Source organism: Aliivibrio sp. S3MY1 (assembly GCF_028765575.1).
Taxonomy (GTDB): domain Bacteria; phylum Pseudomonadota; class Gammaproteobacteria; order Enterobacterales; family Vibrionaceae; genus Aliivibrio.
In genome coordinates this window covers 90,596-114,148 of the sequence record NZ_JARACO010000009.1, presented here as the reverse complement: position 1 = coordinate 114,148, position 23,553 = coordinate 90,596, and the positions used below count along the sequence as shown (strand labels likewise).

Annotated in this window: 23 protein-coding genes; 10 read left to right on the top strand and 13 right to left on the bottom strand. The window is 36.0% G+C overall.

From position 1 onward, the window contains the following. Nucleotides 1-19: 19 nt before the first annotated feature. Together PVK62_RS08280 and PVK62_RS08275 are read right to left on the bottom strand one after the other, a co-directional pair. Nucleotides 20-253 (bottom strand): hypothetical protein, encoded by a 234-nt coding sequence (locus PVK62_RS08280; RefSeq protein ID WP_274449365.1) that lies wholly within the window; start codon nt 251-253, stop codon nt 20-22. After that, nucleotides 238-1,029 carry a TfoX/Sxy family DNA transformation protein gene (locus PVK62_RS08275; protein WP_274449364.1) on the bottom strand — a complete coding sequence of 264 codons (792 nt, stop codon included), beginning with the start codon at nt 1,027-1,029 and terminating at the stop codon, nt 238-240. Before PVK62_RS08275 ends, PVK62_RS08280 begins: the two co-directional genes overlap by 16 nt. Before the next feature lie 428 nt (nt 1,030-1,457). Between PVK62_RS08275 and PVK62_RS08270 the strand changes: the two genes are divergently transcribed. Then, nucleotides 1,458-2,213, top strand: a complete 756-nt coding sequence (locus PVK62_RS08270; RefSeq protein ID WP_274440622.1) for a DNA/RNA non-specific endonuclease — start codon at nt 1,458-1,460, stop codon at nt 2,211-2,213. A gap of 16 nt (nt 2,214-2,229) precedes the next feature. Next, on the top strand, nt 2,230-2,697 hold the full coding sequence (locus PVK62_RS08265; protein ID WP_274440623.1) for a hypothetical protein: 468 nt from the start codon (nt 2,230-2,232) through the stop codon (nt 2,695-2,697). A 57-nt stretch (nt 2,698-2,754) separates the two neighbouring features. On the opposite strand, the gene PVK62_RS08260 is transcribed toward PVK62_RS08265, so the two are convergent. The 11 genes from PVK62_RS08260 to PVK62_RS08210 all read right to left on the bottom strand — a co-directional run bounded on the left by PVK62_RS08260 (nt 2,755) and on the right by PVK62_RS08210 (nt 16,931). Next, nucleotides 2,755-3,561, bottom strand: coding sequence for a hypothetical protein (locus PVK62_RS08260; RefSeq protein WP_274440624.1), 807 nt, complete (start codon nt 3,559-3,561; stop codon nt 2,755-2,757). Continuing rightward, the gene (locus tag PVK62_RS08255) at nt 3,554-4,369 is read right to left on the bottom strand and encodes a hypothetical protein (protein WP_192957868.1); all 816 of its coding nucleotides are present in this window, start codon (nt 4,367-4,369) and stop codon (nt 3,554-3,556) included. Before PVK62_RS08255 ends, PVK62_RS08260 begins: the two co-directional genes overlap by 8 nt. Continuing rightward, entirely contained in the window at nt 4,369-5,034 is a 666-nt protein-coding gene (locus tag PVK62_RS08250) for a hypothetical protein (protein WP_274440625.1), read from the bottom strand. The genes PVK62_RS08255 and PVK62_RS08250 overlap by 1 nt, the downstream gene beginning before the upstream one ends. 75 nt (nt 5,035-5,109) lie before the next feature. Further along, entirely contained in the window at nt 5,110-6,189 is a 1,080-nt protein-coding gene (locus PVK62_RS08245; RefSeq protein ID WP_192957870.1) for a zincin-like metallopeptidase domain-containing protein, read from the bottom strand. A gap of 3 nt (nt 6,190-6,192) precedes the next feature. Continuing rightward, nucleotides 6,193-6,420 (bottom strand): hypothetical protein, encoded by a 228-nt coding sequence (locus PVK62_RS08240; protein WP_192957871.1) that lies wholly within the window; start codon nt 6,418-6,420, stop codon nt 6,193-6,195. Further along, nucleotides 6,413-8,695, bottom strand: a complete 2,283-nt coding sequence (locus PVK62_RS08235) for an ATP-dependent helicase (protein ID WP_274440626.1) — start codon at nt 8,693-8,695, stop codon at nt 6,413-6,415. Before PVK62_RS08235 ends, PVK62_RS08240 begins: the two co-directional genes overlap by 8 nt. Nucleotides 8,696-8,703: 8 nt before the next feature. Then, nucleotides 8,704-11,175 (bottom strand): DNA topoisomerase, encoded by a 2,472-nt coding sequence (locus PVK62_RS08230; protein WP_274440627.1) that lies wholly within the window; start codon nt 11,173-11,175, stop codon nt 8,704-8,706. 4 nt (nt 11,176-11,179) lie between these two features. Then, entirely contained in the window at nt 11,180-11,695 is a 516-nt protein-coding gene (locus tag PVK62_RS08225) for a transglycosylase SLT domain-containing protein (protein WP_192957874.1), read from the bottom strand. 12 nt (nt 11,696-11,707) lie between these two features. Further along, on the bottom strand, nt 11,708-14,743 hold the full coding sequence (locus PVK62_RS08220) for a TraM recognition domain-containing protein (RefSeq protein ID WP_274440628.1): 3,036 nt from the start codon (nt 14,741-14,743) through the stop codon (nt 11,708-11,710). Between the two features lie 218 nt (nt 14,744-14,961). Continuing rightward, nucleotides 14,962-16,368 (bottom strand): secretion/conjugation apparatus DotM-related subunit, encoded by a 1,407-nt coding sequence (locus tag PVK62_RS08215; RefSeq protein ID WP_274440629.1) that lies wholly within the window; start codon nt 16,366-16,368, stop codon nt 14,962-14,964. Nucleotides 16,369-16,382: 14 nt separating this feature from the next. After that, nucleotides 16,383-16,931 carry a hypothetical protein gene (locus PVK62_RS08210; protein WP_274440630.1) on the bottom strand — a complete coding sequence of 183 codons (549 nt, stop codon included), beginning with the start codon at nt 16,929-16,931 and terminating at the stop codon, nt 16,383-16,385. A 74-nt stretch (nt 16,932-17,005) separates the two neighbouring features. Here PVK62_RS08210 and PVK62_RS08205 point away from each other — a divergent pair, with 74 nt between their 5' ends. The 8 genes from PVK62_RS08205 to PVK62_RS08170 all read left to right on the top strand — a co-directional run bounded on the left by PVK62_RS08205 (nt 17,006) and on the right by PVK62_RS08170 (nt 23,543). Next, entirely contained in the window at nt 17,006-17,326 is a 321-nt protein-coding gene (locus tag PVK62_RS08205) for a hypothetical protein (protein ID WP_192957879.1), read from the top strand. Continuing rightward, the gene (locus PVK62_RS08200) at nt 17,296-18,024 is read left to right on the top strand and encodes a hypothetical protein (RefSeq protein ID WP_274440631.1); all 729 of its coding nucleotides are present in this window, start codon (nt 17,296-17,298) and stop codon (nt 18,022-18,024) included. The genes PVK62_RS08205 and PVK62_RS08200 overlap by 31 nt, the downstream gene beginning before the upstream one ends. Continuing rightward, nucleotides 18,021-18,593 (top strand): hypothetical protein, encoded by a 573-nt coding sequence (locus PVK62_RS08195; protein ID WP_192957881.1) that lies wholly within the window; start codon nt 18,021-18,023, stop codon nt 18,591-18,593. The genes PVK62_RS08200 and PVK62_RS08195 overlap by 4 nt, the downstream gene beginning before the upstream one ends. Further along, entirely contained in the window at nt 18,593-19,288 is a 696-nt protein-coding gene (locus tag PVK62_RS08190; protein ID WP_192957882.1) for a hypothetical protein, read from the top strand. Before PVK62_RS08195 ends, PVK62_RS08190 begins: the two co-directional genes overlap by 1 nt. A gap of 130 nt (nt 19,289-19,418) precedes the next feature. Then, on the top strand, nt 19,419-20,537 hold the full coding sequence (locus PVK62_RS08185; RefSeq protein WP_255257958.1) for a DotH/IcmK family type IV secretion protein: 1,119 nt from the start codon (nt 19,419-19,421) through the stop codon (nt 20,535-20,537). After that, nucleotides 20,530-21,951, top strand: a complete 1,422-nt coding sequence (locus tag PVK62_RS08180; protein ID WP_192957884.1) for a hypothetical protein — start codon at nt 20,530-20,532, stop codon at nt 21,949-21,951. The genes PVK62_RS08185 and PVK62_RS08180 overlap by 8 nt, the downstream gene beginning before the upstream one ends. Nucleotides 21,952-21,970: 19 nt before the next feature. After that, nucleotides 21,971-23,143: a hypothetical protein gene (locus tag PVK62_RS08175; protein ID WP_274440632.1), complete on the top strand. Its 1,173-nt coding sequence runs from the start codon at nt 21,971-21,973 to the stop codon at nt 23,141-23,143. A 10-nt stretch (nt 23,144-23,153) separates the two neighbouring features. Then, nucleotides 23,154-23,543: a DUF6750 family protein gene (locus tag PVK62_RS08170; RefSeq protein WP_130066577.1), complete on the top strand. Its 390-nt coding sequence runs from the start codon at nt 23,154-23,156 to the stop codon at nt 23,541-23,543. Nucleotides 23,544-23,553 lie beyond the last annotated feature (10 nt).

Here is a 23,553-nt window from a genome sequence, read left to right as displayed (position 1 = left end):
TAAACAATATAATAAATGGCTAAACTGCTTCTAAAAAAACTTCCAGATATTCATGCTCAGCTCTATTCAATAGGTCATCTATATGCAACCCCTCTTCATGCGATAATGGTTTACCGCCAAGGAGAGTCCAATGATTTTCATTTTTAAAAACACCTTTCTTTCTAGACATAGTTGGGCTTATATCAGCCATTTGAGAATCACCATTTAATAAAATATAATCTTTTGACTCATAGAGAGTTAAGCTATTGCCCATGATTTACACCCCATAACATTATTAATATGTTTCCTATTTTCTATTTTCCCTTCGTATTGTTTAACTAGAACTTCACGCTCATTATCGGTTAATAATGAATAGTGTTTATAATTCAATGCAGCATGTAAAGAAAACAGCATTGCATAACTGGCTTTACTATTAATTTTTCTGATCGCTCGAAATGCTTTAACCGCTCCCATCTGTTCTAATTCAGGAATATCATTAACTCCAGCTTTAATTAAAATCCGCTTCAGTGCTGCGGTTATATTTGGAAGTTTTCTCAAATCATTTACCTTACTACTATTCTTATCTTCTTTAGCGCATAACAAGTAAGACCCTTGCAGTATTAAGGCAATTTTATTTTTATCCATTATTGATGTTGGGATGGAATACCAGAAATTATTTGTAGAAAAATAGGTTGGACGTTTACAAGGATTACTAACAGGATGCTCTATGGCCACATGTAATGATGTAATTTCTTCAGCCACTAAGCTTGGTCGTTTATTACCACTCTTTGCATTATTAACCTTCGGTATCACTTGGCTACCAAGACTTATCCAGTGCTGGAGCATTTTTTCAGGAACTCGAAAATAAAAAGCCCCTTCATGAACCTTTAAGAACATAACATCCTTGTATGTAAATAAACCTCCACCGAATAATTGACGATATGAAATATCATTCATATCCCACTCCAGCATTTCAGCTAGTTCATAAACAAATGCCTTAATGTCCGATTGTTTAACATCCATCTTAGAAAGCTCTAGTAAATTTTCCATAATCAACCTAATCCACCTAATTGTTAGCACAAATTTAAACAGTTACAACGTCACCTATTAACCCACAATGCATCTACTTAATTTTACAGCATTGATATAACACTCCCTTAAGTCATAATTAGCGCAACAAAAGGGTTATTTTGTTGCGCTAACTTTATAACCATCACTTAACGTAGTTATTATATGTTTTTTTCATAAAGCGGTCACCTATGTATAGTGGTTAATTTTCATAAAAAACAAACCAAATTACACAGAAAACACTTTTCAGGAAAATACTTAAAATATTCTTAAATTTGATAATAAACCATAAAGATACAACAAACGTCAGATTTGATATCACAAATAATTCACATATAATCACTATCAACTTTATTTTTTATATAATGCTATTACAATGATATTCTAACGTTGTAATTTTGGTGAAAAACATGCTCATACCATTCAAAAAGAAAATAATCGCTACTGCTTGCTTTGCTTCACTGACATTAGCCTCAATATTGCCACTATCAGTACATGCAGATCCTATTTATCAGATTGCTTATAAGAATTTTGATATTTGGATTAATTGTGAAACCAAAAGTGCGATTCAATGGAAGTATGTTGCCGTCAAAGATATTGCAAACTACGACCGCTATAATCGATTTTTTCGTGACCCTAATTTACCAAGTAAATGCCAACAAACATCAGTATCAACATACAAAACAAAAAAAGATGACGTTAAATATGATAGAGGCCATTTGGTCCCTGCAAATTCGCAAGATAGTAGTGACTTAGCGATTAAACAAAGCAATATTATGACAAACGTCCTACCGCAAGCAGCTCAAATGAACAGGGGCTCATGGCTGGTCACTGAGCAATATGTAGAGTGCAGAAGAGATAAATCTGACGTAACAGTGATAGGTGGTGTATTCACTGGAGAAACCCCTGAAAATGGTGACTTCATGATCAGCCACGGCATTAAAGCCCCTGAAGCATTTTGGAAAGTTGCTTATTACGGGAATGAAGTTATTGCATGGTGGATCCCAAACTCTCCTACAGCTACAGCAAATCAAATTGACAACTACATTGTAACTACTGCTGAAATAGAGCAACGAATTGGCCAAAAAATAGATGTCCCCATTTTTTTGAAAAACAAAAAACCATTAAAAACTAACGCTAGAGTTTCTGGCTGCAACCTAAGTTAAAGGAGAAGGAATATGTATGGATACGTATGATACAACAGACATACCGCCTGTTTTTTCAATCAGTTCCACAGCAAAATTGAAATTTTTTCCATTGAAGCTTCATTTACCCCATCAAATACGGCACGAAAAGGACCAATTAAATAATGTTCCATTTTTGCCAATGAATAATATTGAAGGGGTAACACTATCAAGTGAAACAAGCCAAACATTTTTAAATATCTATCATCAACTAACAACGGGAGAAGGAAAGCAGTTAAAGAACTATACACTGTCATCAGATAGAACTCGTTTAATCAGCCAAGAATCAGAAAGTCATCCTGTTCTTGCTTTTATACAATTAAGAGATTGGATAAACGCCATCGTTTATGAAACGCGAAGGCTTAAATGTGAGGGAGCCGAAGAGGTAAACAACATATTTAAAGTTATGACTGAATGGCGTTGGGAGCACCAAGCATGCGTCATTATGGTAGTCTTAGTGCAATAAATTAAGAAAATACATGCTCATTAGTATATCAATATATAAACATATCATAGAGCGTATTTAATGCCTTGCTAAGCTTGAAGCCTGCATTAACAATGAATGATCCAACCATTTTGAAACCACATTAGAATAATCTTGATAGCTATCTACTCCTAACAACGAGTTACTTAATATCAGCCCCGATAAATCCTTCAGATTGTAACTATCAAATGTTAAATCATACTGCTTTAGCAACTCATAAAGACTACGCGCCTGTTGATATTTAAAAGGACATATATTTGATTTCATCGGTAAATTTCTTGAAAAATCCGCACTATACAAACTTGGTGATATTTGTAATAAATGATGAAATGAACTCGCAATGCCAAAGACCTCTTTTTGATATTCTGCTGTGTTTACTATCGGTTCGATAACAACGTCATTAAAGTTTAATTCAAATAAATAATTAAACGAACGACCTGTGACATCTTGAGAGATATTCATTACCAACTCTAAAATGACATGGTATTGCTCAATTCTGACCATATCGACCCAGCTATGAAAAAAAGACTCATCATGCCTTAAACCTAGTAATCCTGAAGAGTATTGAGGTAAGTCATTTCGGTCATAATAAGCAATCGCACATGCCCTCGCGAACCTTGGCCCTAACGTTATATCAACTGATTCGACATGAGATAAGTAAAAACTTCGCTGATTATCTTCATCATTAAGCAATTCTGATAGCTCATTAACTTGACCAGAAAGAAGATCACTTACCATGCTTTTTATTTGAGGTTCACACTCTTTAAACCAACGCAATGCCTCATATTGAACAATACCAATGCTTGCATCTCCAAATAATGTCCCACTCATATAAATATCAGACATCGCACATCTCCCATAAGGCATATGATTCACTTACTACTTTATTTTTCTGAAAATCAGGGGCTTTCAGGCGGCCAGTATAGTCAATAAGTTGTACTTGAACTTCATTATCAAACGTTGCTAAAACACGACCAATATACTTATTCATAAGCAGCCCTGAATTAGAATCTAACTTACAAACAACATGATTATACTTCCCCTCTATCGCAAATTTATTTTGATAGAAGGCTCGTTGTTCTGTACGTAAAACCTCTAACGCTTCCGCTTTCTCTCGTTTTAACTTTCGTTGAGTAAGCTCTTCATCCCAAAATAATTTCATTTCTCGTTGCTTGTGAGTTAAGAACCCAAGCGAACGAACATGATCTAACCATGCTTGATTTTCAGGATTAAATGGGACCGTAACCATTAAGTCATGTTGAGTTAAATCGTCACATACCGCAGATTGGGAAGGTTCAAATGAGTACGCAAAGATAGGGGCTTTAATATCCTCTTTTACACAATATTGGCCATCTCTATAGCCTTCAGAATCATCACATAATGAATCCAATGCATTGACTAGCAAAACCCTATCTACAGCGTCACCACACCAATTAGCGGATAATTGCTCTGTCATAAATTGAGGGTCATTACTTAAGTATATTAATGGCTTACTTGGTGTATCGAGATTAGCCCACTTTTCAATATAATAAATTAGATCTGTATTTATAGAAGATAATGATAATACAGGCTGAGTTTGTTGAACTGCTTCCTCAGTGGTGGAACATGCCACCACATTAAGTAATACAGATAAAATCAATGCAAAACGAAGCATTAAGCGTTCTCCTCTTGCAACCTAAACGCCTCTTCTTCCACCTCTTCTAAAGAAGGTAAACCATCTTCTTTTGCATTCATCGTGAAGAATTGAGGCTCATTTTCTTCTGCTACTTTTTTAATTATTGAAGCTGGAGAAGACAAAATAATAGCGTCTTCCATAGCCACTAATGATAGTTGATTAAACTTAGCAAATGAACGCGAGAAATGTACTGTCTGATAAGGTTCAGCTTTTAATTCACTAAACTCATTTACAAAAGATTGCGTAAAATCATTAGATTGAGGGATGAAAGAAATGACTTTCAATAGTTGCCCTGTCATATCATCAACAAAATGCACTTCAAAGGTAGCAACTTCGCCTACCGTTGGATAGATTGGAAAATCAATTATTTGAGGATTAATCGGAACTAAACTCGTAAAGTTGCTTGAGTTCAATTTAGTGCGCCAATGAGCACCTAAAACCATAGCGCACCCCTCTCGATAGATAGAAAGGGAGACATCAGTAATGTTATTAACTGACTTACTATTTAGTACTTTTAGAATTACGTAATTTTTATTATAGGTAAATAACGACATAAAAATACGCTCTTTACTGACTACTACGCTTTCTTGAGGGTATTGTTGACCAATAAAAGCAAAGTAATTGATATCATCTGGTGAATACATAGAAACCTCTTTTATAACTAAAAATATTATTTAACTGACGTTGTGTATTGTAACATAACCATCAATTCAAAAAACTTAAAAAGCCACAGTTAACGGCTCTGATTCTTGTTTTTTGATCTCTTGGGATTTTTCTAAAAAACGCTCCATTGACTGTGAAAACACATCTTTACATCGTGCTTCTAATTCAGTTTTGTAAGCATCAATTTCAGGTTTCATTCCCGATGATTGAACAATAAAGTTAGAGCAACGTTCAGCTTGAAATAATGAGTCTACGAAATCCTGTTTAGGGTCTTTGCACTCATCCAAATAGTGTCCTAAGTAACGAGCATTAAGTTTACTTTCAATGTTTCTGAATAGCTTTTTACCTAACATATAAGATGTAAATTCTGCGACCAGCTCCTCACGAGCATAAGCTTGTTTTTTTGTTTCTCCTTTTTGAGCTTTCACATCACGATTCATACAACTTTCATGGGCTGTAGCGTGGCCAATTTCATGAAAAGAAACACCATAAAATGAAGACTTAGAACGAAATAAATTAGGGTGCGGCATTTGAATAGCATGATCTTTAGGTGAGTAATGAGCTGAATCACAATGACTAAAGATAATATCTACATTCATTTTTTCCGCACTACCGCGAATGAACTCTTCAATTGCTTGGTCTTTTTCAAATGGTTTTTTAGTAATATTGAGCTCTTCCAGTGTTGGCATAGGTGGCGCATTTGTAAAACAGCTCATATGAAAGACAGTCTGATAACTCCTGTAAGGCTTTTCAAGCTTCTCCATCGTCTTAGTGCCGTCTTTATCTTTTACTTCTTTATGCGTTTTATACAATAAGACCTTGCTGCCCTTAGAGCCTTTACGCATCTTAAGACCAATATTTTTCGCTTGATTAAAACCAATAAAGCGATTATCCCAATCCCCTGACTCATGTAAGTTATTAACTAAATGACGTTCCAAGTTAGAGGCATTTATTCCCGAGTAAAACCGTCCAGTAAGAGCGTTAATAGGTAATGCCAATTCAGGTACAGCCGACCACATTGGTCCTTTTTCAAGATTTGGCCCATCTAATTCACTTTTAAAAGATTCAAACAGAAGATTAAATTCATCTTCCCAAATATCATTAATACGAGTGGCGACTTGATTCTTCTTAGCCATAATTTAACCCTCTCTAATATTCAAAATTGAATCAATATGCTCAACCTCATTCCAAATATCAGACTCATCCATGATTTGTTGTAGGTCATGATGAATAGACTCATGAGCTAAATCTAGCTCATCGCTATCAATAACAAATTCATCAAGAAGTGCTGATTCTGCATTGGATGATTTACTCAATGCTTTCTCAAAATCTAACGGGGCATTATGGTTCTGATTTAAACTAGTCATGATTAATATCCTTGTTAATACTTAATGTATCCATATTAGAGAACAAGGTTTCTTCACCGTGAGAAACAGCACGGTAAGTAACCGTATCCTTCAGCAGATATAAAAATCGTAAAGGATCACATTGTTCTACGTTATTTCTAAAAACTCGTGTTGTAGAGTAAGTAAAATTAAGGTGTTCTATCGCTCTTGTTAATGCAACATAAAAAAGTCTTAATTCTTCCTCATATTTATCAGTACCGCTCTTTACTTCTGGCTCTTTCCACCAACTTTCTTCAGAGCAACCGATCACAAATATGGCTTCTTTTTCTAATCCTTTGCTTGCGTGAATAGTCATCAACTCAATGTCTGTCGTATTCTCTTCATCATCTTTCTTGTTTACTTTATCTAGTAGTGGTCGAGTACAGATGTACTTAATAAGATTCGCATCTGATAACGACTCTTCATAACAAGCATTGAATATTAAATTGAAGTGTTTAACCGCTAAGTCTTTAGATGTATTAAGACGCCTCTTGCGGTCTTCAGGCGAATAAAACATATATTTATAGCGCTCAGCATAGATAGTACAAAGCTCTTTGACAAAATCGCGTACAGCACCCCAGAATGGTTCCATCAAGCGATTCTCAATCTCTTTGCAATGTTCCTCTGGCATATTGGCATATTGCTCATTCATATCACGACAATAACTATCAAACGTTGAAATGCGAGATGTGCGGCCAGAACAATGCATGATCATTTTTAATACTTGAGATAAGTGATTTTTTGTCGAGGGTTTACATAAGTTTTGTTCAAGAATATAAGACAGTAATTGATGATTATTTACTTCTTTATGGCCACCACTTCGAAATGACTTAAGCGCAGAATTCAAAATCCCTGTTGTGATACCAAATTCAACAAAAGAGGCAAAGAAACAACGCACAGCCTTAATTGAATATGGATTAAAAATTAAGTGCATATAAATAACGATATCTCGTATATCTGGTTCTTCATACAGCCCTTTGTCATTACCTATACGTCGATAAGATACACCACGCGAAATAAGGTAGTTTTCCATATTTTGGCCAAGTTTGTTAAAGCGGTATAAAATGCCTATATCTTGTGGAGCCACCCCACTACTTTTCAAGGCTATAATTTTATTTACTATACTGTTCGCTTCTTGGTCTTCATTGTCATAACGAGAGACTAAGGGCATAACTTCAGACTCTTTATGCCCTATCATATCCTCACTGACTAATTGAATTTTCATGCTTTTAGCAATCGCATTACCTGCGGCCACCACCTTATGAGTAGACCTAAAATTATCAGGCAAGTTAGTAATAACCAGATCTTTAAATTGTTTATTAATGTTGGCCATAAGGTAGCAATTACTTCCACGAAATGAATAAATGGCTTGTTTAATATCACCGAACATAGATAAGTTTTTACCATCACCAACCAATGCCAATAAAAACCGATACTGGCAAACATTCGTATCTTGAAACTCATCAACTTCAAAAATCTTATATCGCTGCTTAAGCTTAATTCTCACGTCCCTTTCTTTTTCAAGTAGAAGCATTGAAAAAACCAGCACTTGGTCAAAATCAATAGACTCACGCTCTCGCAATGTACTGTCGTAATAAATCCATGTTTTTAAGAAATAGATATTCGAATACATACTAGAATCAACATCAGATAAAACTAATTTTTCATTCTCGTTATTAAGCTCTTCAATTGACGAGTACGGGAAGTTAGGTTGTGTCGCTAACTCTTGAAAATAAGTCATAGGGGTAAAACCATAAGATCGAGTTAAGCTTAACCAGCTAGAAAACTCATCATTTGGTTTTTCAAAAAAACACTCTAAATGCTTTCTTTGAGATTGAGATAACCCCGTCATCATGGCGTTTTTACGTATGTGATCGAGTGATAGATTTGAAAACTCAATAGCAAGCGTTTTACCCACGCAACCAAGAGAGCGTAAATATGGATGACCCCAATTAGGTCGTAATATGCGATTCATAGCAAAACTATGAAAAGTCGAAATAATTGCTCTACTGCCCAGCTCTGGTCCTATTAGTTTATTAACTCTTTCTCTCATTTCACTGGCGGCATCACTTGTAAATGTAATAGCAACGACTGATTCAGGATCTCCCGAATTATAAATTGCTTTAACGATGCGTTTAGTTAATACGGACGTTTTACCAGCTCCAGCTCCAGCAGTGATGACCGTTGGACTTCCACTATGTAAAATACCTTGTTGTTGTCGTTCGGTCATTCCATCGAGCAATTGATTAACGTCCACTCTGTCACCTATTTAGTTCTAAGTTTGTTGATTAAATTCATGGTTTGCTTGCGCGATTTATAGATTAATTTTGATACTGGATAGCGATGCTTAGCCGCAAGGCGTTTAAGCGTATTGATTTGCTCATCTGAAGGGGTTAGCTTCTTTTTACACTCATCGATGAATACATGACACTCACTGGCCGTTTTCTTGGCTTTTTCGGGCATTCGTATCCCTGATTGTTTTGATAATTTTATCGCTTTGAGCATCTGGGCTTGTGTTGGAGGGTTTGAGCTTTTTCCTTGTATCGCCTGTTTACGGATATCAATTCGACGCTCATCACGTAAAGTATTATTACATGTTGATAACCCTGATTGTTCCAACTGCTCTTTCATACTGGAGTGCATAACTGAAGCATTAGCAAGTAGCCATTTCTCTGCAAGCGAATTACTATTTAATACTTGAACAGGGAGCTCAAGTTGCTTCAATCTAGCTAACTGTTTAACCTTGAAAATTAATTCTTTTGAAGGCAACGTATCATTTCCAGACGAAACGCCCTGTACATTACGTCCGTAACGTTTATTCAAAAATTTAATGTATGTTTCTAGTTGAGTGTATATTTTTCTAATAAACCCATCACGCATCTGTTTAGCAAGTTCAAGATCATTACACGTCTCTATCTTATAGAACTCATGTTCCCATATTGCTGTTGTCACAGGGCTTTTAAATTGGTTCGGTAACGTACTTAAAATGGCTTTTCCTTTACCTGTAATAATAATGCAACGACGTTCATCAATAATTGAAATTTCAACATAATCACGCTTAAGTAAAGACGCTACAATTTTATCTCGTGTTGAAGCAGAACCAAGCCCTTTTGTTTCATGCAGTAATTTGGCAACTACTGGATCTGAAACTTGATCCCCAACCTTAAGCATGACTAATGGGATCTCATTTTCTGCATAATATTGAGGGATATCTAGCGCCTCAGCTCTGACATTGATTTTATCCAATAAGATAATATCGCCTTCATTTAGCGCTATGTATTTGCTTTTACTTTTCTCTAGATTTGAAGTGTATGTAGATTTTTCAAATGAGAAAGGGGCGTCTTGCTCCCCCAGCATTCCATTCTTATCATTGGCAAATTTTCCAGTGACCGTTGTTATACAAACAGACTTCTCCCCCTCAAGTGCCGAGGTGAAGCGTTCGCATATTTTGGAATAAACAGCGATTTCAGTATCAGTTAAATTTGATAAATTCGCTTGTGCCGAGGTTGGTGATAATGCCGTATGAGCGGCTGAAATATCATTGCTTTGATTATTACTATTATCTGGTAATGCATTTTCAATTAACGACTCATGTTTTTCTAAAAAACCTCTTGATGATTTAGAGGTTCGGTCTGACACAGAATTAAGGTTATTGTCCATACTGGCAAATAAAGCGCTTAATTTATCAGAAGTCATATCATCGTCAGGTAATGCCGTCTCATCTGTTCTTGGATAAGTAATCAATCCCTTTTCATACAGTGATTGTAAAACATCAAGTGTTTCAGTTGGCGATAATTCTTTCATATCAGCTTGCATTGAAGCCGTATCATACATATCTGGGGCTGCGACCATATGCATTTCATTGATAACTGATTCAATAACAAATTCATCATTGAGTGATTTTTGTTGAATATATTTTTGAGCTAGACGTGGATCAGATAAAGCCGATGCTGGTAAACCAAGTCGCTGCCAATCATAGTAAAAAGTAACCTTAGCCCCTGATTCCGTTCTTCCTTCGACGTAAGGGCAATGAACTTGCTTTAACTTAACATTTTCAACAAGACAACACTGATCATCAATCAGTTGTAATACAGGAATAAGTACTCTACCGACAGACACAACACTTTTTTGTTTATCTGTATAGCCAGCAAGCAAAGGATGTAAGCACCCTTTTCTACCATAGAACGTCATAACCGATGTTAATAATGCATAACCTAAATCGCCACATAACCGAGCTTGTGCTGAATAATGCTTAGCCTTCGTTTTTCTTGCATCAAACAAATTGTCATACGCAGCGTGGATCAATGACTGAGTAATACCTTTACTCAAATCTAAACGTAAAACTACAGCACTGGTTTGAGCAGAATTAAACAGATCATAAAAAATACGTTCGCCTTCTTTATCTGGGTCGCATGCGTTTACAATAACATCATGCTCTTGCATGAGCATAGGCACACGCTCACGCAAATAACCTGTAGATAACGATCTTTTACGAACACGAATAGTGTAATCAACCGTTGGTAGCATAAACAGCTCTGTAGGCAACGATTCAAATGGTTTCGGGTCCGACCAAGTATACAGTTCATCTTTTAAATGCTTTGGTTGAAATAAATGACCTTGAGAATATGCAATGACATCCCCTGCCTCATTATAAAAGAATGGCCATGAGAACTTCTCGAATTTTAAAACCTTCGCTAATACATGAGCCATGCGATATTTTTCAGCAACGATCAACATAAATTCACCGATTCATTACAAGTTGATTAGATTCATTAAAACGTTCTTTTTCTTTTTGAAGTCGTTTGTATTTTTTGGTGATGTGCTTTCTATAAACAAAGTGAGGCGCTTTATTCTTTGCATTCACAAACCAGTGATAATTCGCCATTGCTGTTAATGCATTTTTCGCAGTACCTTGACGTAATTCTATTATTTTCGTTCCAACAAATACGTTATCGCATAAGTCATAAAGTACTCTTGACCAATCAACCTTAAATCCTAAACGTAAAAACTCCTCAGCCCATGTTTCATAGTTAATCTGCATCTGCCCCATATCATGCGTACCATCACTTTTATTTCTACGGTATTCCCCTGTAGTTCCAGCTTCTTGCTTTGCAATGGTATAAATATAATCAGGGTGGATTTTATAGTGTCTCGCAGCTTTAATTACACAGGTAGCTAGCTTTTCACCCTTATTGGCCTTGTATTCATAAAAAGCCAAATCCATTGAAGTAATGGTGTTATCTATAGGGATATCCATATCTCTTCCGTCCTAATTCATGTCACCAAACATATCGTTCAATAGATCATCTGCCATTGAGCTTTCTGTTTTGGTTATTGTTGAATGTACCGTTTCTACATAATGCTTTGCGTCATCTTCACTTAACGAATCCAGTACTGGCTTTTCTATGTAATTAGATGGCGCTATATATGCTTCTTTAATCTCTTCGAAATTCAAGCCTGTTATTTGTTCACCATCATTAAATAATTTGGTCACTGTTTTGCTAATCGCTAACTCGCTTTGTTGCCCACTAGAATCAGAAACATTCGATTCATTACTCTCTTGAGCTTCATCTGTTTGGTCACTTTCATCATTTGTGTTGTTAGCTTCTGAATCACTATCTTCAAGCGTTCGACCAAATGGCAAAGACTCATTTTGATTATTTAAATGAGATTCAAGGGCGTCACCTGAAAGTAATAAATGAGATAATGACAACTCTTCAGTCTCTTCATCATTACTTGGTGTCGGTGTAGATTCCTGTTTTTCTGAAAAATACGCTAAATAATCATCATCAATTTCTGGTCGTTCATCGTCTCCGAAATCAAATTCACCGTTAACCTCAGTATTAAACGTGACACCGTCACTTGCTGTTTCATTTTCATCATCATTAATAAGAGGGAAATCACTAACACTTTCAATTGAAAGCCCTAGCGATGAAGCGTTTCTTTTCATAATAGCTTCAGGTGTTAAGTCGTCTTCTTGAGTGTCTTTGGTTGTATCTTCTATTGCCTTCTCTGGGGTATTAGTGCTATGACCATGCGAAGGCAAAGATTCATCACTTTGAGCGCTCTCTGTATCATTGGCTTGCTCTGGTGCGGAAAACTCAGAGAACTCAGAAAAATCATCTTCCGTTGGCTCACTAACAATCACTTCATCGTTATTGCTTGTTATTACATGACGAACATCTACATCAACATTCCCCGTTCTATGCTTCAATTCAGACGTATTTTCTAAAGCACTTATTGCACTATCAAAAGTATCTTCTTGATCTAATAGCAGCTCATCAACGAGTGTGTAAGTCATGATATGAAGCAAATGACGATACTGACTTCCAATATCTTTTGCGGCAGCTAAATTAGAATTTAAAGTGTCAGTAAATGCCTTAATAACTGCATTAGATGATTCTGTTTCATCAATCTTATTAAGGGTATTCGCTTTAACTTGATTATTCATATTCAGCATTGATTTAACACGCTCAACGTCGTCATCAGGTGGTGTTAACAGTTCTGCGAAGATATTTAATTTAAAATAATCTAATGTGCCATCTCTTTTATCATCAGGAAAAAATGTTGCTGATTTAAATGGAGTAACGCTACCACGATAAAGATAGATACCTTCCATTGGGTCAGCCGCAGCCATATCACGAGCATCTATCAACTCTTCTTTCGATAATTGCAAACGGTCTGCATTTCTCCAACCAAAAGTATTATTCGCTTGTAATTCACCTAATTGAGTAGAAACAACAGAACCAACAGATTTAGAAATCAATTCCATTGTTTCGTATACATCTTGAGTAGAAAATAAGAACTTGTTGTTTAAGTTAGCAAGTGACTGACGACCTTCCGATTCCCCTGCATCATAAATACCTTTAAGCGATTGCCCAAGCATTGAGATAGCCACATTAGATGAGCGAAGTAATGATAAAAACTGACTCATACCACGAGTGTAATAGTTAAGAACCTCATCAAAAGAGATCCGAACAGGGATAATTCTATTTGAAGGTAAAGAATCCACCACTTCCAGCTTGGTTCCTTGGACCTTAAACCCTAATAATGGAGCACAGGCTGGACGTAATGCCCCCACAACCATGCGCCCTAACTCGGCCATTGCATCGGGTTCTTTTTCAATTGAAGGGAGTAACACAATTACAATTTGACCATGTGCTATTGCATTACGTAAATTAATATCACTTCCTGTAGAACAAAATATATGTCCTAACGATTCAACCATTTCATTGATTGTTTTTGCGAGCATTGAACGGTTATAGGTATGTTGTTCTTCTGCCTTAGCATTAATCTCAAAGCCTTGATCTACATCCATCGCAAAATGCGCATCTTCGACGGCATTCAATGTTTTTAAATATTCACGTAAAGGTTTAAGAACATCGATGGGCATACTATTATCAGCCGCTAACCTAAACATGGTTTTTAATTCAATATTTTTTTGAATTACAGCCGCATCTAGTGGCTCACCAAGCTCATCACGACGCCAACAAAGAACAGAGAAAACCCCTGTAAGCATGGTATTTGCACGGTCTCTAAAGAAATCTGAATTACCACCTTCTGAGCTTTTACCAAAGGACATGATAAGCCCTCTCGCTTCTTCTTTATTTAAAACTGAAAAAGGCTGGAACTTATTTGATGACCAATCATCATCTAACATGGCCTTTAAATTTTGGGTTATACCACCAGTTAGAAAGTTTAGAATGCGAAGATCATGAATACGGCCAGCACGAACTATATAAAAAAGAAAATCGTACAAGCCTGCTATAGAGCCTTTACCATCAAAAAGCAGCATAGGCGCACCGTATTTAAAATGGCCATGCAAACACGTTTGATATAATTGAGCATTTTGAGTAACAGTTTTACCTGACCCTGTAGTTCCTAAAATAAGACTCATTCGAGTCTCTCTATCAATAGGGATCCACATCTGGCGGCCAAACAATAAATCATAGCCAATCAACATAAATGCTTTGAGCTTATGTTGTTTTTTGTTTCGTCCATCTTCAGGAATCCACCCGTTACCTTTAGAAAAAGTCGGTGCAGATATTAGATAATCAAATTGAACACTAACGGCATAGATACCAAACAATAAAAATAGAACGAAAATAAAATAACTATATGATGGTAAAAACAACACAGCTAAAGCAGCTAAAAAATACAACACATCTAGAACACAAGGGATTAAAGCAATAATGCGAGCATAAATAGGCCTCGTATCAATGTGACGTGATTTATTCTCAAATAAGTCATTACTCATTGCTAAACGGGTTTTTTGCTTAAAGGTACTCGCAATTGGATCAGACATGCAATCCTCCTCGTATCAGTATCAACATAATCATTTAGCAACCTTCGTGTCATTAAATGAAGCTGAGTTACAAAGAAAAGGAATTTCAATAAATTGTTGCGAATAAATGTGACATAAGAAAACGGACTCTTTCTCATTTAATTGATCATGATGAAAGTCAGTGCAATGAGAACAGTTTTTATTGTGTTCTAAATGAGTGAATACGTTTTCTGTTAATATCATAAATTTGGCTCCAGCTTAGATTTTAATAAACTCATTGCCTCTTTATCGTTAAATTCAAATGCACGAGATTCTGACAAGTCATTATCCTTAAGCATTTGCTGGTTTAACTCTTCAATAAGGTTACGTCTTGGTGGCTTTTTCGCAGCTATACGCATTGCATCTTTTTCCAATACACTAATTCCAGTATCTACATACGGCTTAATTACTTTTTCACCTGCCAATTTTTCCATAGACCAATGCGCCATAACCCCTAAAGCTTCATAGAACGGTTTCTCTTCACTGGCGCTATATAAGGTAAAATACAAAATACGATCACGACGTTGGATCATATAAAATTCAGTTGATGCGATAATTGCATTAAGACGCACCACCCTTAGTAGCTCAACTAAATAAGTTCTTCGATAGGCATGACGTTTAGTAAGATTTAAAACAAAATCAGCAAGAGGTACTGACGGGTGGTTATATCGAGCGCAAAGCGTATCAAAAACACTTCGTTCGATACCGTTGAACAATAAGCGTAATTCAGAAGCCGTGCCGTTATATTCACGGCCATTATTAATTAAGCCATCTAAAGAGAATCCACCTTGAATCTTTAGTTCCTTCGTTTCAGGGTCTTTAACCACAACAAGCTCAATTAATTCACCACTTTTATCAAATAATCGTGGTACAAAATCCTCATCCAAATAATAGCCACCATGTGAAGGGGGATCTGTTATCTGACGTTCAAGAGATATTCGAGCGCTAATACGACAAAAATCTACCTGCTTTTTATAGCGGTTGATAATGGCAATAGGCCTAAATGATGTTTCTTTTTTATTTAATTCTGCTTCTGAATGTTGCTCTAATTCTTCATTAGAAGCGTTCATAGGTGGGCAAGCTTCAATATAAGTTTGAGGTGAAATAGCTTGAGCATGTCTATTGTGATAGTCACAGCGATTCGAAAAATCATACTTACGATTATTTTTTAACGGATTATCATGAACCAAAGACTCTAATGATTCAGATTCATCAGCATACTGCTCTAAAAGAGTTTGGACATTAAACTCCCCTGTGACTTTCTGTGAATTAAAACGCATACGAACAGCAATAACAATCAACACCCCTGCATATAGGAAACGCAGATATGTATTTAAGCTTGCTTCAAATGCAGAGACAAACTTCCATCCAATTCTATTTGGTGGTGTTTTTTCAAGTTGAGAAAGGAAATGATCGAAATACTCAATACCGACAAATTGAAAAGTCGCATTCCACCACCACAACTCAAGTAATCGCATGCCACGCCACACCGTTATGAATTTCTCTGAATGCATATATAGCATTGCAATAACCAAAGTTAAGACAATTAGCCAACTAAACCATGCTCCCAAAACTTGAAATGCGCCATCTGGTTTATTTTCTTGCACTTTAATTCCTCCCCTTAGCTTTTCGCTTTAAATTCTAGCCACATATTACGGACTAGTTTTTTAGAAAAACGGAATAACCAAACCAAAAAATATCTAACAGGATCAAGAAGTCTGGTCATTGGTGGAAGGCCCAAGTGCATGCGAACAGCGTTGGATATGAAGGCCAAAAGTAAAAATAAAATAGGGAAAGGAACTAGATATAAACTGTTATTAACAATAAATGGGGGAACCGTAGTACTGCTGTAAAGACTGAAGATAATAAAAGCAAGGAAAAGGGTCGTAATGACAAATCGTATGCAGAGCTTGCCAATAGCGCTAAGGTAACTAGCCATTAACGCTATAACATCACTGTCTTCTCTTTTTTTGAGCTTTCTTGCATAAAGCAATGAAGATGCGCCCAAGATAGAAAAAAGTATGACACTAACAAATACTGACGTTATAACAATAAACATATAAGCATAAATAAAAGACTTACTAGGTGAATTAAACCATTCAGCAAATTTACTTGGTTGAGTAGAGTGTTTTCCATCTTCTTTTAAGTGTTCTGCATCTAAACTTGACATGATTACATTTCCATATGATTTATATTTTTTTTATAATACACTTACACAAGGTTTATACAAGTATCATGAAGTCTATGGAAAAACAAAACAATAGAAACAATGCTGTGGTGGAAGTCAAATTTAATGATGTGATAAGTAAACTACCAGCATCAAATCAAAGACAAATAAGAATTGGTCCATTTTATTTTAACATGCCTAAATTTTGGCTAGATGACAGGAAGTGTGCTTTCGTCGCTAGAGTACTGAGAAATATCACCGTTGTAATGGTGGCTCTAAGCTTAACGCTAGCCACGGTATCCTTAATTATCAACGATAAAAAAAGAGAATGGAATCTACATACATACAATCAAGATGGAGAAGTTAAATGGATACAGAAACTAAACAAAATTCAATAAATGAGAATCAAATCATTGCCGATCACTTCCGTTCAGTTTCATTTAAATCGAGCAGAACGCCATTGATAATACTCGTTACTCTCAGTCTATTATTCTTGGTTTTGGCTGGTTTCTCAAAAAATTTACTAATGAAATCTTCAGGGGTTTTTGAACTACCTACAGACACCTCAAGTGGTGGTATAAATACCTCATTAATTATTGATGAAAAACATTACTTCGATGATCGTGTTGCTTTGGTTCAATCTGTTTCAGCAAGAAATCTTACCGCCATTCTGACACAAACCACCTCAACATTTACCAACATCCACAACACTCTAATTAAATACGCCACCCCTACGGGTTATGCAGATATCAAAGCAAATCTAAAACATTATGGATTAGAAAAAGAACTTACAAATAATGATAAAATACAACGTTTACATATGCGTTTTTCCAAAGGCGTACCACTTGTCATTGTTCCTCACTACCCTGACTGGGTTAATGAAGAAGAAATAAACAATCCATTAGCAAGGCAATTACTTCCAATTGAAAAGTGGACATTACAAGCTGAAGCTATGATAATTTTAGGTGAAAGCTCCAAGTCTCCCACGACTCAGTTTCGTATCAAATTCAACTTTGACATACTCCCAACACAGCCTAACTACACACCTGAAAGTTTGTTGATTGATAGAATGTCGCTATGGGAAGTAATACGATGAAACATTATTTCACTGCTGCTTCTTTGGTATTCATTCTTTTATCATGGGTAGCGGTTATCGCCATGAATTCTTTTATTACTCAAGAACCTGAAAGAATAGCTGTGATGAAAGTAAAAGATAATGATCAAGATAAATTGAAACGGGTTCCCGTTCGAAGTACTGCGAGCTTAACAGACCAAAAATTAATTAACTGGCTTGAAAAAACGATACCAACGTGTTTTTCATTCACCGTAGTTAATATCACATCAAAGTCTGAATATTGTTCAAGCAACTACTTTCAAACCAGTGCAGCAAGAGCTTATAGGAATAATTATGTAAATGAGCTAGAACCATTATTGACATCTAAAGGGGCGAATATCTATGTTGGTCTCCCTTACTCTCCAATAATCATGTCCTCGCCTTCGCGTGAAGAGAAACGTTTCTATTATGTTGTTTATGCTCAAACTATTTCGTCACTTGTGGAAAGGAAAACAACGTCCCCATCATCGAGAGGAATAACATTATGGATTGCACCACAAAAACACGCTAAGAATCCAAATCAGTTTACGATTATAGGGATCAGAATGTAATGAGCAAAAATATCTCGCACGAAAAAGTTGACCCAGCAATGCAAGCTGCAATTGAATATGGCCAATTCATCCGAAAAGAAATTGTTTTCTGGTTTGGTATTATGTGGGTTAGTTTTGGCTTAGTTATTCATACAGCTTATCAGTTTTATACAATTCAAAGTTTTGATTACAATCGTGGGTACATCGCCATAAATGACCATGAGACCCCATTAAAAACAACGCCTTTAACCCAGCCTCATCCAAATAAAAGTGATGCAGAAATCATCGAATGGGCCATTAAGAACCTTACTTACTGCTTAACTTTCGATAATGTCAGCTATGCCATGATAAGTTCAGAATGCAACGCTAATAAATTCTCATTGAATCGACAAAAAGAAAACAGTGAATTTAATCATGGCCAACTCTTCTACCGTGCATTAGAGAAATCTGAATTAATCAAAATAATGATCAGTAATAGCACATCAATGACAGTAGACATTAAAAATGTAGTATTAAAAAACAAAGGAATAAAACAACGAGCAACACCAAGCGGCATGAAAGGTTTTTACACATATGAGCTAGATATGACGCTCCGATTTCTTATTTACGGACAAAGATTAGATGCTCCAATTCGATACATTGTTACCTTGGAGCGAATGAGTGAAATATCTCGACGCGAAGCGATTGGCATTAGAAGCATGGTAAGTAATGATTAACATGTGATATAGCCTCCCATTTTTTAAAAAAATAATGATTTTTTTTATAATGTAGTTATTATGGGTTTATCTTATAAATAATATATCTATTTGTTGACTTATGACTTGTGTATGGAAACACTTTTACATCATGCTAAAAGCTACAGTGAAAACTTTAATCAGTATTTTCATTGTGGCTACTAGTGCGTATGCATCAGTATCCATCGTGACACAAGATGGTATCTTACCTATTGAAGAAATAGCTAAAAATAAACCGCAACCCATCTCTACAAGTTCTGTTAATTACAGCCAAGAACAACAAACCGTTACCCCTTTATCTTTACTTCGAAAATACGGAACAATTGAAAATGCTCTATTTAATCTTGATAATTTATCTCAAGAAGAACAAGAGGTATTAAGAGACTTAGCAATTCAAGAGCTGGTCGCCACTCATCGTAAAATTGAAACAAGAAAAAGAAAAGTTAACTTGAACCAGATTACTAGTGATATCAATTACAGTAATGATTTACACGCGACAACAAATAACCCAGAACAAATTAAACAAAGACGAATTATCAATGCCAGTATAGAAAAAGCTAAAAGTGAGGATATCTATACACCGCAACTATCTATTGAAACAAAACCGATTGATCCCGAAGGGAATGATGTAATATCTGTAAATACAAAGGTAAACAGCCCTGCGGCAGTTTCTTTTTTCGATCAACTAGGAAACCCTTATCCAATTGTAAAATTCTTGCCTAAAACCAATACCGAATTCGACATTGAAACTATTAATGAAAATATATTAATCATTAAAGCCAATAATGATTTTAAAACGGTTAGTGGCTTTATATTCCTCAAAGGCATTAGCCAACCAATTCCGCTCTATTTAACTTCTAATCCAGAATTTTCATTAAACACAAAACTGAATATACAAGTGCCTAAAATATCCCCTGACGCATCACAAACTATTGAGTCAGCTTTAGATCACTATACCAGCACAAGCAATAAAGATGACCCTGCAATGTATCGATTTTTAAATGGTCGAAACGTACCAAATTCTCAACGTATTAACATTGAAGGTCTTCCTCGCAATAGTCAAAGCTGGCGCTATAACAAACATGTTTATATAAAAACGCCACAAAACATGCTGTATGACATGATCGATATTAAGCGAATTGGTAATTGGAAAATTTATAAGGCTCACCCTCGTTCGAGCTATTGGTTTTCAATAAATGGTCGAGATACAGAGGTATTCGTAAATGAGTAAACCATTAGATAGCGGAAGCAACAAAGCGATCCTTTCAATTAAAGAAAGAAAAAAACGTCGTCGCGCAATAATAATTTTTTGTGGTGTGATGTTTTTTGTCGCTGTAGGTAGCATCGCAGCTTACGTCCAATCAGCTAAATCAGCCCAACTATTGACATCAAGACAGAATACTAAAGCTGCTCGCTCAAACGTAAAAACCTCTGCGGCTGAAATTACAAGAGCATCAATGTCTGACGTAAAGCCGAACACTTCACCTTCTATTGTGGCAGCAAACGACGCTCAGGAATTAGAAAAACAAGAAGCTATAAAAAATGGGGTTTCTCATATTAATAACTCCAGTGCTTTATCTTCAACTCCTACCAAAGAAGTTGAGCTTAGTTCTGCGTCGAGTAAAGAAGAACCAAAAAAAGAAGAAAAGCCCAAAACTAAATCAAAGACCAAAGTAGAGAAAAGTAAACCAGTGAAAGCCGAAGTGGTTGCAAAACCACCAACACGAAAAGAAATAGTAAATGGGAATATGGTTAAGTTATTTAAATCTGAAATGAAAAGTTATCAGCCATCGCCATTTAATACCGTTGACTACGTAACCACTTTCGCAACCACTTATACGATGGGGACAACGCCTTCGGTTATACCTACAACTGATATCGGGCTACATAAAAACATTCATGTTAAAAGCATCAAAGAAGATCAATTAGCCAAAGAGCAAGCTAAAAAAGCCCAACAAGAAAAAGACCAAATAACCTCTGAAGAGCAAGGGAATGACTCTAATGGTACTAAGACAGAAGATATGGTCCGTATCCTTAATATGGGAGATAAAGCCGTTGGCCAAATAACAGAGGCAATTAACTCTGACTACGGCTTAGATGTATTTATTGATTTGTATGATCCACCACTAACAGGCGTTCGTATTCGTGCGCAGTTTGAATTAAACCCATACCAAGATGGCATCTTACTAAAGGTAAGTGAATTGCAGTTCAAGGACCATACACAAGCAATTAGCGGTTATGCCGTTGATATTCTACAAGGTAATAAGCCTTTATTTGATAACGATGTAGATACTCACTTTGCGGAACGATTTTGGGCCAGAGGAAGTGCCGCTTTTATCGCGCCTTGGCTAGATTTCGTCACAGCTTCATCAACAACAATTGTTAATGATGGTGTGGTCATTGAAACCCCAAATGTTATCGGGGTAACAGATAGAATTATTGGGAGCTTAGCAAGCGTTGCGAAAGAATTTTTACCTGATTTACAAAAAAGAGCAGACATCCCATCAACGGTATCTGTTCCTATGAACTACCCAGCAGCCGTAGTTTTCTCTGAGCCTTTATATTTACCAAAAGGGCTCTTTGATGCTGATCCTGAAACTGAACCCGATCAATCATTTGAAACGGTTTTCCCTAACTATTATTAACCAAGTACGGAGGCATATTATGTCTGACGAAGAAAACCCTTTAAGTTCTGGTAAGAAAGCCAGTAAAAAAAATAACCTTGCATCCATAGCAGTCATACTTGCGGTATTGAGTTTATTGGTTGGTATCGGTGGTGCTGTTTACAATAACATGAACTCTGAAGCACAAAATAAACGGATTCTTATTGCTGTTAATCAAATGTTTTCAGAAAACGATTCTCAACCAGAATTCAATGCTGAGCAAATAAACGCAATTTCAATTGCCGTTCTTGACACTTTGCGTCCTGAGTTACCAGAACTGGTTAGTGGCAATGTTTCAGATGCGTTTGATCATAAATTTGATTCATTAGTTGAAGCCACAACAACGGCAGTTATTAAAAACTTACCCTCTCAACCAGCAACAGAAACAGGATTAACCGAAATACAAGTAAAACAGATTATCGACACTGCTTTTAAAGATCGATCAGCACGAATTAACGTGTTAATTGGGACTAAATTAAAAGAGTTAGATGACATAAAGGAACAACATCAACTAGGCATTAAAGAACTCAATAAAGCGCAAAAACATATGACCCAGATAAAATCACAAATTGCACAAAGCAATGGTGATACGACGGTGATAATTGAGCGCCAACGTTTAAAAGAATTCAAACTGATTTCTAATTTAAAAAATAACACCCTTTTTGTTGTTGATGCACCGAAACGAGATGGTAAAGACAACACTATCACTTTAACTATTGGTGAAAGATTTTTTAGTAAATTTGGTCGCCATAAGGTAGAGAAGCTAATTTATATTGATAAAAAACCACGCCTTTTAATCTCTGGAGGCTGGTTTATTGATGATGTTAGAGAGGAGTTGTCAGAAGAAGAAATTAAACTTTATGCTGAAAAAATAGCCGCACGAAAATCTACAAAAAGTAAACAGAAAAAAAAGGTCGCTCCAGAAAATAAAGTTGTAGAACTACGTGTTGCTAAGACTCAAGAGAAAGAAAAAATTTATCTTAATAGTTGGAAAATAATCACTCCAATTAAAGAACAACAACGTGTCGTTGCTCTTGATGAAAAAACCAACAAACTAGTTCATTTAAAAATGAATCAGTATGTGAGTGGGCTAGGAACAGTGCGAAACATTGATTACCAAACAGGTGAAACTTGCACTGAAAAATATTGTATTGCAGGCGTAAAATTTAAATAAGGGATAGAAAATGATTTTTCCAAAAAACATCATTAAACACATACACAATAAGTACTTTACTTGCTGTTTAGCTACCGCAGGTTTTCTTATTAGTCCATCAGTATCAGCCGAAGGTAAAGGCCGTAACTTTCTAGATTTAGTTGAAGATGCTGGCACTCTGGCTGACGCCTCAAGTAAAGCAAGTTTAAGTGTCATCATGCTTATCGGTATTGTTTGTGCTGGTGGTGGTTTATTAGGGCTTGCCCTCGCCAATAAAACCAATAATGCGCAAACTACTCGTTCTGGTGCGGCAGTAGTGATGTTCATTGGCTTTTGTTTAATGGGCTTTGAAGCCTTTTCAAACATGGGTACAAACACCATTACTAACCAAGACGTTGAATATACAGAATTTATCGAATAATGATTAAGGA